14 protein-coding genes are annotated in these 11420 nt (G+C 46.0%); all 14 read right to left on the bottom strand.

Translation table 11 applies throughout. The features are described from left to right. Positions 1 to 496: 496 nt before the first annotated feature. On the bottom strand, positions 497 to 907 hold the full coding sequence (locus tag VM640_RS08865; RefSeq protein WP_325391329.1) for a F0F1 ATP synthase subunit epsilon: 411 nt from the start codon (positions 905 to 907) through the stop codon (positions 497 to 499). Positions 908 to 909: 2 nt separating this feature from the next. Beyond that, positions 910 to 2307, bottom strand: coding sequence for a F0F1 ATP synthase subunit beta (gene atpD, locus VM640_RS08860; protein WP_325391327.1), 1398 nt, complete (start codon positions 2305 to 2307; stop codon positions 910 to 912). A 36-nt stretch (positions 2308 to 2343) separates the two neighbouring features. After that, positions 2344 to 3189, bottom strand: a complete 846-nt coding sequence (gene atpG / locus VM640_RS08855; RefSeq protein ID WP_325391325.1) for an ATP synthase F1 subunit gamma — start codon at positions 3187 to 3189, stop codon at positions 2344 to 2346. A gap of 23 nt (positions 3190 to 3212) precedes the next feature. After that, on the bottom strand, positions 3213 to 4721 hold the full coding sequence (gene atpA, locus VM640_RS08850; protein ID WP_325391323.1) for a F0F1 ATP synthase subunit alpha: 1509 nt from the start codon (positions 4719 to 4721) through the stop codon (positions 3213 to 3215). Between the two features lie 52 nt (positions 4722 to 4773). Continuing rightward, complete coding sequence (locus VM640_RS08845; RefSeq protein ID WP_325391321.1) at positions 4774 to 5304, bottom strand: F0F1 ATP synthase subunit delta; 531 nt, start codon at positions 5302 to 5304, stop codon at positions 4774 to 4776. Next, complete coding sequence (gene atpF, locus VM640_RS08840; protein ID WP_325391319.1) at positions 5298 to 5795, bottom strand: F0F1 ATP synthase subunit B; 498 nt, start codon at positions 5793 to 5795, stop codon at positions 5298 to 5300. The genes VM640_RS08845 and atpF overlap by 7 nt, the downstream gene beginning before the upstream one ends. Before the next feature lie 121 nt (positions 5796 to 5916). Beyond that, positions 5917 to 6147, bottom strand: coding sequence for a F0F1 ATP synthase subunit C (gene atpE, locus VM640_RS08835; protein ID WP_006716806.1), 231 nt, complete (start codon positions 6145 to 6147; stop codon positions 5917 to 5919). A gap of 105 nt (positions 6148 to 6252) precedes the next feature. After that, on the bottom strand, positions 6253 to 6993 hold the full coding sequence (gene atpB / locus VM640_RS08830) for a F0F1 ATP synthase subunit A (RefSeq protein ID WP_325391316.1): 741 nt from the start codon (positions 6991 to 6993) through the stop codon (positions 6253 to 6255). An 11-nt stretch (positions 6994 to 7004) separates the two neighbouring features. Continuing rightward, positions 7005 to 7361 (bottom strand): hypothetical protein, encoded by a 357-nt coding sequence (locus VM640_RS08825; RefSeq protein ID WP_325391314.1) that lies wholly within the window; start codon positions 7359 to 7361, stop codon positions 7005 to 7007. Then, entirely contained in the window at positions 7348 to 7578 is a 231-nt protein-coding gene (locus VM640_RS08820) for an AtpZ/AtpI family protein (protein ID WP_325391313.1), read from the bottom strand. Before VM640_RS08820 ends, VM640_RS08825 begins: the two co-directional genes overlap by 14 nt. A gap of 135 nt (positions 7579 to 7713) precedes the next feature. Continuing rightward, a complete protein-coding gene (wecB, locus tag VM640_RS08815) occupies positions 7714 to 8850 on the bottom strand; it encodes a non-hydrolyzing UDP-N-acetylglucosamine 2-epimerase (RefSeq protein WP_414647940.1) in 1137 nt (378 codons plus the stop codon). A 72-nt stretch (positions 8851 to 8922) separates the two neighbouring features. Beyond that, complete coding sequence (locus VM640_RS08810) at positions 8923 to 9393, bottom strand: deoxycytidylate deaminase (RefSeq protein ID WP_325391350.1); 471 nt, start codon at positions 9391 to 9393, stop codon at positions 8923 to 8925. Between the two features lie 5 nt (positions 9394 to 9398). After that, positions 9399 to 10028, bottom strand: coding sequence for a uracil phosphoribosyltransferase (gene upp / locus VM640_RS08805; protein ID WP_325391311.1), 630 nt, complete (start codon positions 10026 to 10028; stop codon positions 9399 to 9401). A gap of 15 nt (positions 10029 to 10043) precedes the next feature. Beyond that, positions 10044 to 11297: a serine hydroxymethyltransferase gene (locus VM640_RS08800; RefSeq protein ID WP_325391309.1), complete on the bottom strand. Its 1254-nt coding sequence runs from the start codon at positions 11295 to 11297 to the stop codon at positions 10044 to 10046. Positions 11298 to 11420: the final 123 nt, after the last annotated feature.

Genomic DNA, 11420 nt, shown 5'->3' with positions numbered 1-11420 from the left:
CCTAGTTGCCTTATCCTGCCGGACTTAACCACTTGCATCGTAGGATAAAGAAAACTTGGCTTGTGCCAAGCAAAGCGAAGGCAGAAGCCCTAGTTGCACTTATCCTGCCGGACTTAACCATTTGCATCGTAGGATAAAGAAGACTTGGCTAGCACCAAGCCCTAGCGAAGGCAGAAGCCCTAGTTGCACTTATCCTGCCGGACTTAACCATTTGCATCGTAGGATAAAGAAGACTTAGCCGGCGCCAAAGCGATGGCTCTAGTCGCCTTATCCTGCCGGACATAAATACATGCATCGTAGGATATAGAAGACTTGGTCAGCGCCAAAGCGGTGGCCTTAGTCGCCTTATCCTGCCGAACTTACGCATTCATCGTAGGAAAACGAAAGCCGCTGGTTGCACTTATACTATCTGCCCCCAGACTTATACTTTCTGTTAGTATAAAGAAACGCGATAAGCCTCAATCTGACTTATCGCGCTTTCAGTGACATTTTAATTTTAGTCATTTTTCCGATCTGCAGCATTAATCCGTGCGATCGCTCGATGAAGAGCAAACTCAGCACGCTTAATATCTATATCCGGTGATCTTTGAGCCAAGCGCTTCTCGGCTCTTTCTTTAGCAGCTTGAGCACGCTGAAGATCAATAAGCTCGCCAGACTCCGCCGTATCAGCGAGTACTGTCGCCTTATTCTCAGATACTTCAACGAACCCCCCTGAGATGGCTAAATTTTTTTTCTTGCCTTCAATAGTATAGCGGATCACGCCCGTATCAAGCGCCGCAATCAATGGAGCATGGTTAGGCAAAATTCCAAGTTCTCCGTTTACCCCTGGCAATATGACGAATTCAATCTCTTCTTTAAGCACATTGCCTTCCGGAGAAACCACATGGAAAGTAAATGTACCAGCCATGTTTATGCCCCCAATGCTTTAGCTTTTTCAATCGCTTCTTCAATCGTTCCAACCATGTGGAAAGCTGACTCAGGAAGATCATCATGTTTTCCTTCGACAATCTCTTTGAATCCGCGGATCGTCTCTTTGATAGGTACGTATTTACCCGGCGAGCCTGTAAAGACTTCGGCCACATGGAACGGTTGAGATAGGAAGCGCTCAATCCGACGAGCGCGACCCACGATGAGTTTTTCCTCTTCTGAAAGCTCATCCATCCCGAGAATGGCAATAATATCTTGCAATTCTCGATATTTTTGCAGGATTTGCTGAACACTACGTGCTACGTTGTAGTGTTCCTCGCCGAGGATTTGAGGAGAAAGAATCCGCGACGATGAATCTAGAGGGTCAACAGCCGGATAAATTCCTTTCTCAGAAATCGCCCGGTTGAGAACCGTGGTTGAATCCAAGTGAGCGAAAGCTGTAGCTGGAGCAGGGTCAGTTAAGTCGTCAGCGGGTACATAAATCGCTTGCACCGAGGTGATCGATCCGCTGCGAGTGGAGGTAATCCTCTCTTGCAATGCACCCATTTCCGTAGCAAGGGTAGGTTGATAACCAACCGCTGAAGGCATCCGGCCCAGAAGGGCAGACACTTCAGATCCAGCTTGAGTAAATCTAAAAATGTTATCAATGAAGAGAAGAACATCTTGGCCTTGGACATCACGGAAATATTCAGCCATGGTCAGTCCCGAAAGGCCGACACGAAGACGGGCACCGGGAGGCTCATTCATCTGACCAAAGACCATCGCCATTTTGTCGATAACGCCAGACTCTCTCATTTCATTCCAGAGGTCGTTGCCTTCACGGGTCCGCTCGCCAACTCCAGCAAAGACGGAAAGGCCTCCATGCTGCATAGCGATATTATTGATGAGCTCCTGAATAAGCACAGTTTTGCCCACACCGGCACCACCAAAGAGGCCAACTTTACCTCCTCTAGCATATGGCGCCAGTAGATCAATGACCTTGATCCCCGTTTCAAGCATTTGCGTTGAGGGATCTTGATCGACAAATGCTGGTGCTGGGCGGTGAATTGGATAATTCGTTTCTGATTTTACCTCAGGACCATTATCGACAGGTTTACCTAACACATTAAACATCCGTCCCAGGGTCACTGGACCTACAGGAACAGTAATTGGTGAACCTGTATCTTTTACTTCCATTCCCCGCTGTAAGCCGTCCGTTGAGGACATAGCTACACAACGCACTATTTCATTTCCTAAATGTTGCTCCACCTCTAAGGTGATATCGATCTTCCTCTCAGGAGCCTGAACTAATACTGCATTATAGATTCTCGGCAGTTCGTCGGGAGCAAACTCAACGTCAACTACCGCCCCCATGACTTGAACTATCTTACCGATATTCACAGGCGAGAAACCTCCTTTTTGGGTATTTCCAGTAGCTTACTCGAGGGCAGCTGCTCCCCCGACGATTTCGGAAATTTCCTTCGTAATGGCTGCCTGACGAGCACGATTCATTTGTAACGTCAAACGATCAATCATGTCTTTGGCATTATCTGTTGCTGAACCCATCGCTGTCATTTTGGCTCCCATCTCACTTGCTTTTCCTTCAAGCAAAGTACGGAAGACTTGGGTCTCCACATACTTCGGGAGCAAGGTGTTAAGGATCTGCTCAGGCGACGGTTCAAAAATATAATCTTTACCGCTCTCCCCTTCGGGTTGCTCAATTGGTAAAATTTTGATTTGCTTGGGTTGCTGAGAAATCGCCGAGATAAATTCAGTATAAACCAGGTAGACTTCATCAAAGGTGCCCTCACTATAGAAGTGAATGACTTGTTGAGCAATATCCTTTGCGAGACTATAAGAAGGGAAATCTCCAAAGCCTACAAAATCAGAAAGCATCTCAACTTTTCCATGCCGGTAGAAATCTCGTCCCTTACGACCTATCGCAACGAGTTTCGCCTCGTGTGCTTCCTTAGTGAGCAAATTATTGGTCATCCGGATTAAGTTCGCATTATACCCACCGCAAAGTCCCCGATCAGAGGTAATGACCACATATCCCACTGTGTGCACGGTCCGCTTTTCCAAAAGAGGATGCGTGGCCTCCGTCTGATCCTGGGCGAGACGAACCAATATTTCGTGCATTTGACGGGTATAAGGTCGGGCAGCGACAACCCTTTCCTGGCATTTCCGCAAGCGAGCTGCCGCCACCATCTTCATGGCTTTGGTGATCTTCTCCATATTGCTAATGCCTCGGATCCGGCGACGAATATCAAGTATACTTGCCACCTCGTTCACCTACCCCCCATTTATTAGATCAGAAATCCTTGTTTGAATTCATTAATCGCCTTTTCGATTTCGGCGTTTAAATCATCCGATAGTGCCTTCTCAGTACGGATTTTAGCCAGGAGGTCAGCTTTAACCGAGCGCATGAAACGCAGATACTCTTGTTCAAAACGACCAATCTGATCGACCTCAATATCATCGATCAAGCCTTTAACTGCTGCATAGATGACAACTACTTCTTCTTCAACAGGCATCGTATGATATTGTGCTTGTTTCAGAATTTCCATCGTCCGTTCTCCACGGCCTAAGCGCATTTGCGTGACTTTATCTAGATCAGACCCAAACTGGGAGAAGGCTGCAAGCTCACGATACTGCGCAAGGTCGAGCCGTAATTGCCCAGCGACTTGCTTCATGGCTTTAATTTGCGCCGAACCACCGACACGGGATACAGAAATGCCCACGTTAATAGCTGGGCGAAAACCTGAATTAAACAGATCCGTCTCCAAGAAGATCTGTCCATCGGTAATCGAAATAACATTCGTAGGAATATAGGCTGAAACGTCACCCGCTTGGGTCTCAATAATCGGCAGAGCCGTCATTGATCCGCTTCCAAGTTCAGGAGACAGCTTTGCTGAGCGTTCCAAGAGACGGGAATGGAGATAAAAAACATCTCCAGGATAGGCCTCACGCCCGGGTGGACGTTTGAGCAAGAGGGATAATTCACGATATGCGGCTGCCTGTTTCGAAAGATCATCATAAATGATCAATACATGCTTACCGTTATACATGAATTCCTCGCCGATGGCACAACCCGCATAAGGTGCAATATATAGCATTGGCGCAGGTTCTGAGGCCGGTGCCGAAACGATAAGAGAGTAATCCATAGCACCATGATCCTGTAGCGTCTTAAGAACCCCAGCGACTGTGGACGCCTTTTGGCCAATGGCGACATAAATGCAGATCACATCTTGCCCCTTTTGGTTTATGATGGTATCAATAGCGACTGCCGTCTTACCCGTTTGCCGGTCACCAATGATCAGTTCCCGCTGTCCACGACCGATCGGCACGATCGCATCGATGGATTTAAGACCTGTTTGCAACGGTTCATGCACCGATTTGCGATAAACGACGCCAGGGGCTTGGGCTTCAATCGGACGAAACTTTGTTGACTTGATTTCCCCTTTGCCATCAATCGGTTGACCTAACGCATTAACAACACGGCCAATCATTTCTTCGCCAACCGGAACTTCGACGATCCGTCCTGTGCGTTTGACCGGATCGCCTTCTTTAATTCCGATAAACTGCCCCAAAATAACACAACCGATGTTGTCTGCTTCAAGGTTCATGGCCATTCCGTAAATTCCGTTCGGGAATTCCAGGAGTTCACCAGCCATCGCCTTTTCCAATCCATAGACGCGGGCAATCCCGTCACCGATCTCGATCACAGTTCCCACGTCCGCAACATCGATCACATTATCATAACGTTCGATCTGTTGTTTGATAATTGAACTTATTTCTTCTGGACGTAAATTCATCCTGTCTTTTCACCCCTATTCTCTGAGGTCTTCAAAAGCTCCCGGTTTAGGCTCAGCCTAAGCTTAGGCGAATCTGAGAAAGTTTATAAGCCACCGTTCCATCCATGACCTGATCACCGATTTGCACGATTACACCACCGATGAGTTCGGGACGGACCTCCTTGACCATACGTACATTTTTTCCAGTAATCCGGTCCAATTCCTTATGCAAACGTTCTTCTTGGCTTTTGCTCAAAGGCGCAGCACTCGATATCCTTGCTTCGACAATGTTTCGCGCTTGGTCTGCAAGTAACATAAACTCCCGTTGAATATCAGGAAGCAAGTTTTCTCTTCGCTTATCGATAAGCAGATAAAAAAAGTGGCGAACCGTGTCACTCATGCTTCCTGAAAAGAGCTTGTCCATAATTGCTTTCTTCTCGGTCAAAGAAATATGCGGATGGTAAAGGAGATGCGCGACCTCAGCATTCTCGGCAATTAACCCTGTTAGCTGCTGGAGGTCGGTCTCTACTTGATTCAGATCCTGTTGTACTCCTATTTCAAATAAGGCCTTAGCATACCGACGAGCTAGAGCTCCCTTTAACATGGCAATTCCCCTACTTCTTGAATAAATTGCTCAATAAGATCTTCCTGGCCTTTAACATCCAAGTTTCTACGAATTATCTTTTCGGCTACGGCAACCGATAAATCGGCAACTTGCGCCTTCACTTGGGCAATAGCCAAGTCACGTTCGCGTTCAATATCGGCAAGAGCCGATTTTCTAATCTTCTCGGCCTCTTCATGAGCCTCTGCCAGGATCTCCACAGACCGTTCTTCGCTCAATTTCGTCGCCTTCGCGATAACCTCTTGAGCTTCTTGACGAGCCTTGCGCATTTCTTCCTGGTATTCACGTTTTATTTGTTCAGCCTGCTGGCGTTCTTTCTCAGCTTGAGCAATATTGGACTCAATGAAGTTACGGCGTTCTTCCATCATATTCATGAGTGGATTCCAAGCGTAGCGTCTAAGAATATAAACGAGCAACAGGAAAGATACAATCTGGACGACTAGCGTCCAATCAAATGATATGGGATTGTTCACAGTTTACCCCCCCTCTCAAGTCTGGTCCATCTGCGGATGATTTTTTCAAGGGGGAACGATCCGTTCCCCCTTGTTCCTGACGGGCTGGGACTTAAGACTCAAGCCCAATTCAATTTCAGACTTACTTCGTGAACATGAGAAGAAGAGCTAGTACCCATGTTAAAAGTGGTAAAGCTTCAACGAGACCAACACCAATAAACATGGTGGATTGTAGTGCACCTTTTGCCTCAGGCTGGCGGGCAATTCCTTCTATCGTTTTCGTAATCAAGCTTCCGTTACCAAGTGAAGCTCCGAGGGCTGCTAAACCAGCAGCAATCCCTGCACCAAGTGCAGCTGCAGCAGATACGTCCACAGAGTTTCCTCCTTTCTTATTCCCCATAAATTATTTTTACTTAATATCTTCTCAGCAGCGCACATGCTCCACTGAAATTTAACGAATAACTTAAACTAATAAACCTTAGCCCTCTTCCGTCACCGCTTGAGCGACATATGCCGTTGTTAGAACTGTAAATACATAGGATTGGATAGCTCCGATAAAGACACTAAACGCTAACCAAATTGCGTCTGGCAAAATCCCCCCTAGTACCCAAATACCCGGAAGCATCAAAATAACGCTAATGAGAATTTCGCCCGCATAAATGTTTCCAAAAAGACGAAAGGCCAGAGTCATCGGTTTGGAAATCATATCAATTGCATGGATTAACAAAAAGACTGGATTAGGTTCTAAAAAATGTTTGAAATAATGTCCTCCTTGATGCTTAATCCCCAGCCCAACAACCAAGATCATCGTCATGATAGCTAAGGCCATCGTCGTATTGATGTCTGCCGTTGGAGACATCCAAGAAGCCCCTTCAAATATCTTGTTCAGCTGAGCAAACTCCACATTATGAAGAAGATTAAATGTCAAGTTGGGAAGAAGTCCGAACATGTTAGAAACAAAGACAAACAGAATCAAAGTCACTAGATAGCCTAGAATTGGGCGTCCTTTTTCTAAATCCATGTTATCGGATATGATTTTACGAACAAAATCAAGCATCCATTCCAATATATTCTGCATTTTCCCCGGCTTACCACTCGTTAAATGTCGAACTCCCAGAAGCACGAAAATTAAAATGACTGCCATAACCATCCATGTCATGACTAACGTCTTTCCATGGAAGGTCATATTACCTAAATGCCATAATATAGTTTTTTCCATATATTCATAACTCACCCCTCTCCGCTCTTCACAAATTCTTTTAGCTCTATGAAAAGAGAAACCACGAGTCCTAGCGCGATTCCTATTGCTAAGCTAAATAGCCAGCTTTTCTGATAACGGCCGACTGCCGCTACAACTAAAGTAACAAACCCTAGACGCCCAAAAAAGCCTCGACGCATTCGTCGAATGGCTAAGGAGACTTCTAATTCAGCACTGCTTTGGGTATCCTTATAGAGCGATTGTGTATACCAAAAACCAATCCAATATCCCAGAACTGCTCCTAGTATACTACTTTTATGAGTCAACCCAATCACAAAAAGCAACCCCGAAGTACCCAAAAGTAACCCAACAAATTTACTTTTTGTCATCAGTGTTCCCAAGCCTTCTTAAACTTACCACTAAGTAACTTCCTCCGCAAACAAGCCCCGCCAAGATAAAGAAAAGTTGAAGCCACGGTTGGGTTCCCCAGCGCTGGTCAAAGTATTTACCCAGCATGTAACCACCACCAACTAAGACGGCTAGTGTGGTTGCAATACTTGTGCCAAAAGCCATAGCTTTCACCACAGTTAAACGGTTATCGCCCATTTAAAATTACCCCAAACCCCTCTCGGGTACCCGGATAACAACTATTAGTATTCGGGGTTATGTTCTAAATTCCTGCTTAAATTTTCAAAAGAATTTATAATGCTTTCCTATTTTCCGTTAAAAATGCTATTTTATTCATTTATTTCCAAATGCTATTTGTTCTTGGATGATTTGAACAATTCGTTCTGAAGCTTTACCATCTCCATAGGGGTTGCTCGCATGGGCCATCGCCTGAAAAACTTTCTCATCCGTTAAAAGCTTGTTTAAGCTCTCCACGACTCGCTCATAAGAGGTGCCCACTAAAGAGACTGTTCCTGCTTCTACGGCCTCTGGCCGTTCCGTCGTATCCCGTACAACAAGGACGGGTTTCCCTAAAGAAGGTGCCTCCTCTTGAATCCCGCCTGAGTCTGTCAAAATGATATGGGCTTTTGCCATTAAATTGACAAAAGGTTCATAATCCATCGGTTCAATTAAGTGGACTCGCTCATGCTGACCTAAAACCTCACTGACCACTTTTCGTACCGAAGGATTCTTATGAACAGGAAAAACGATATAAGTATCTGGGTTGTTATCGAGAACGTTAGCTATTGCTCGATAAATTTGACGCATCGGTTCCCCAAGGTTTTCACGGCGATGCGTAGTCACCAAAATCATGCGGTTACCTTGTTCTTGCTCCAATATTGAATCGAGTTCCGGGTCGATGAATCGATAATCAGCACGGGCTGTGTTTAGCAAGGCATCAATTACCGTATTTCCCGTAACAAAGATCTTCGCCTCAGCTACACCTTCCCGGAGTAAATTTTGTTTTGCTGTATTCGTCGGTGCAAAATGTAAATCGGCAATCGCACCCGTTAGTTTACGGTTCATTTCTTCTGGAAACGGAGAATACTTATCTCCAGTGCGTAAACCTGCTTCCACATGTCCAACCGGAATATGGGCATAAAAGGCGGCAAGAGCTGCGACAAAGGTTGTAGTCGTATCTCCATGAACCAAGACTAAATCCGGTTTTGCTTTTGCGAAAACCTCGGCTAGACCGTTTAGTGCCCGAGTTGTAATATCAACGAGGGTCTGCCCTGCTCTCATTAAATTCAAGTCATAGTCTGGTCGAATCTTAAAAAGCGCCAACACTTGGTCGAGCATTTCTCGGTGTTGGGCGGTCACAGCGACCTGACACGGAATCGATACCTTGTGAAGGGCTTTAACGACTGGGGCCATTTTAATAGCTTCGGGACGCGTCCCGAAAACCACCATGACCTTTTGTGGTTGTTTCACCGCTCGGTACTCTCCTTTGAAATATTTTAGAACTTCATCTGTGGTAAGTTTCTTTATCTGTGGTAAGTTTCCTTAGCATCCACTTTCTTCTTCCGAGAAAAGATGGATCAACTCAAGGTCTGCCTCTTCGGCGAGTTCATGCGCCAAAGCATCAGGATAGGGTTTGGCATAAATTACCCGTTTGATTCCCGAATTAATAATCATCTTTGTACAGAGGACACAAGGTTCTAAGGTTGTATAGAGATCTGCTCCCGCTATTCCTACACCGTGCTTTGCTGCCTGTACGAGTGCATTCTGTTCGGCATGAACCGCACGGCAGATCTCAGTCCGTTCGCCGGAAGGAATCTGAAGTTTTTGGCGTAAACATCCGACTTCTGCGCAATGCTTCAGTCCTGTAGGGCTACCGTTATATCCCGTACTCAGAATCTGCCTATCCTTGACAATCACTGCACCGACTTGACGACGTAAGCAGGTGGATCGTTCCGAAACCACCTGCGCCATTTTCATAAAATAGTCATCCCAACTTGGCCGTTTCTTTAGCATATCGATCACTTCGTTCCAAACAGCCGGTCTCCAGCATCACCTAAGCCAGGTACAATATAACCATGGTCATTTAACTTCTCATCGACCGCAGCTACAAAAATCTCAACATCATCATGCGCGGATCTTACCGCCTGAATACCCTCTGGAGCCGCAATAAGACACATCAACTTGATATTGCGAACCCCTCGTTCTTTTAAAAATGTAATAGCTGCTGACGCAGATCCTCCCGTCGCAAGCATTGGGTCAATCACAATCAGTTCTCGCTCTTCAATATCCGTTGGCAGTTTGCAATAATATTCCACCGGTTTGAGCGTTTCTGGGTCACGATATAACCCTATATGACCGACCTTTGCCGTTGGAATAAGTTTAAGCATTCCATCAACCATACCCAGACCTGCACGCAAGATGGGTACTAGTCCAACCTTTCGTCCGGCAATTATTTTCGTTTTCGTCGTGGCAACTGGAGTCTTCACCTCAACCTCTTCTAGTGGAAAGTCTCGAGTTACTTCGTACGCCATGAGCATGGCAACTTCTTCCACGAGTTCACGGAAGTCCTTCGAACCGGTTTCCTCGTCGCGGATTAATGAAAGCTTATGTTGAATGAGGGGATGATCGAGAACGTGTAGTTGTGCCATGAAATAAGTCAACTCCTAATCTAGATTTAGGTAAAGCGGGAACTCCTCGCAAAGACTCGCAACAATTTCCTTCGCTTTGGCATAATTTGTCTCATCTTGTTTCGTCAGGGCGATATCTATGGCCTCAGCAATCCGCTGCATCGCCTGAGGATTCATTCCTCGGCTGGTCACAGCCGGTGTCCCAATTCGGATACCACTGGTTACAAAGGGACTCGCTGGATCATAAGGGATTGTATTTTTATTAACGGTTATTCCTACCTCATCAAGGATATGTTCTGCGTCCTTTCCCGTCAATCCTTTGGTTCGCACGTCAACAAGCATGAGATGATTATCTGTGCCGCCAGAGACTAAACGGAAACCCTTTTTAGTCAGGCTATTCGCCAGAACCTTAGCATTTTCCACGATATGTTTTTGATACTCTTTAAATTCCGGTTGCAGAGCCTCCCCAAAAGCGACTGCTTTCGCAGCAATCACGTGCATCAGTGGTCCACCCTGAATTCCAGGGAAAATTGCCTTGTCTATGGCCTTAGCGAATTCTTGTTTGCAAAGAATCAGCCCGCCTCTTGGCCCACGAAGCGTTTTATGGGTTGTCGAGGTGACAAAATGAGCATAAGGAATCGGGCTTGGATGAATTCCGGCTGCAACTAGGCCGGCGATGTGCGCCATATCCACCATCAGGAGACAGCCCGCCTCATCCGCAATTTCACGGAGTTTCGGAAAATCAATAATTCGAGGATAAGCACTTGCGCCTGCAACGATCAACTTTGGTCGATGCTCGAGTGCTAAAGCACGAACTTTTTCATAGTCAATCACTTCTGTGTCGGGTTCAACCCCATAGGCTATAAAGTTAAAATACATGCCCGAAAGGTTCACAGGGCTGCCGTGGGTCAAATGCCCACCATGTGAAAGATTCATGCCGAGAACAGTGTCCCCGGGTTTAAGTACGGCAAAATAAACCGCGGTATTCGCTTGAGCGCCGGAATGTGGTTGAACATTAGCATGCTCAGCTCCAAAGAGCTTTTTAATTCGTTCACGAGCTAGGTCTTCGACGATATCGACGTATTCGCAGCCCCCGTAATAGCGATGACCGGGATATCCTTCGGCATACTTGTTGGTCAGTACCGAGCCTTGAGCTGCCATTACCGCACGGCTAACAAAGTTTTCTGAGGCAATAAGTTCGATTTTATTGCGCTGGCGCCCTTCTTCTTGAGCAATCGCTTCGGCTACTTCCGGGTCTTGGGGAAGAACCCATTCTTTAATGTAATCCATTTTTCTCCACTCCTTTAAAAATCTCTAGTGTTTGTTTTTAAAGCATTATCTTAAAGAGATTCTTGAGAGATTTATCCTAATGGTCATAACCTACATTAAAAGCTCGAGCTTTTCAAGCTTTAA

The organism is Desulfitobacterium sp., from assembly GCF_035539115.1.
Classification (GTDB): Bacteria; Bacillota; Desulfitobacteriia; order Desulfitobacteriales; family Desulfitobacteriaceae; genus Desulfitobacterium_A.
The sequence above is the reverse complement of the archived record's forward strand: the minus strand, read 5'-3'. Positions and strand labels throughout refer to the sequence as shown.

What these genes read in the sequence shown, in the direction of transcription:
- VM640_RS08865 (WP_325391329.1), bottom strand. Translation starts at nt 907, where the DNA reads ATGGCTGGTACATTTACTTTCCATGTGGTTTCTCCGGAAGGCAATGTG.
- atpA (WP_325391323.1), bottom strand. Translation starts at nt 4,721, where the DNA reads ATGAATTTACGTCCAGAAGAAATAAGTTCAATTATCAAACAACAGATC.
- VM640_RS08845 (WP_325391321.1), bottom strand. Translation starts at nt 5,304, where the DNA reads ATGTTAAAGGGAGCTCTAGCTCGTCGGTATGCTAAGGCCTTATTTGAA.
- atpB (WP_325391316.1), bottom strand. Translation starts at nt 6,993, where the DNA reads ATGGAAAAAACTATATTATGGCATTTAGGTAATATGACCTTCCATGGA.
- VM640_RS08825 (WP_325391314.1), bottom strand. Translation starts at nt 7,361, where the DNA reads ATGACAAAAAGTAAATTTGTTGGGTTACTTTTGGGTACTTCGGGGTTG.
- VM640_RS08820 (WP_325391313.1), bottom strand. Translation starts at nt 7,578, where the DNA reads ATGGGCGATAACCGTTTAACTGTGGTGAAAGCTATGGCTTTTGGCACA.
- VM640_RS08810 (WP_325391350.1), bottom strand. Translation starts at nt 9,393, where the DNA reads ATGCTAAAGAAACGGCCAAGTTGGGATGACTATTTTATGAAAATGGCG.
- upp (WP_325391311.1), bottom strand. Translation starts at nt 10,028, where the DNA reads ATGGCACAACTACACGTTCTCGATCATCCCCTCATTCAACATAAGCTT.
- VM640_RS08800 (WP_325391309.1), bottom strand. Translation starts at nt 11,297, where the DNA reads ATGGATTACATTAAAGAATGGGTTCTTCCCCAAGACCCGGAAGTAGCC.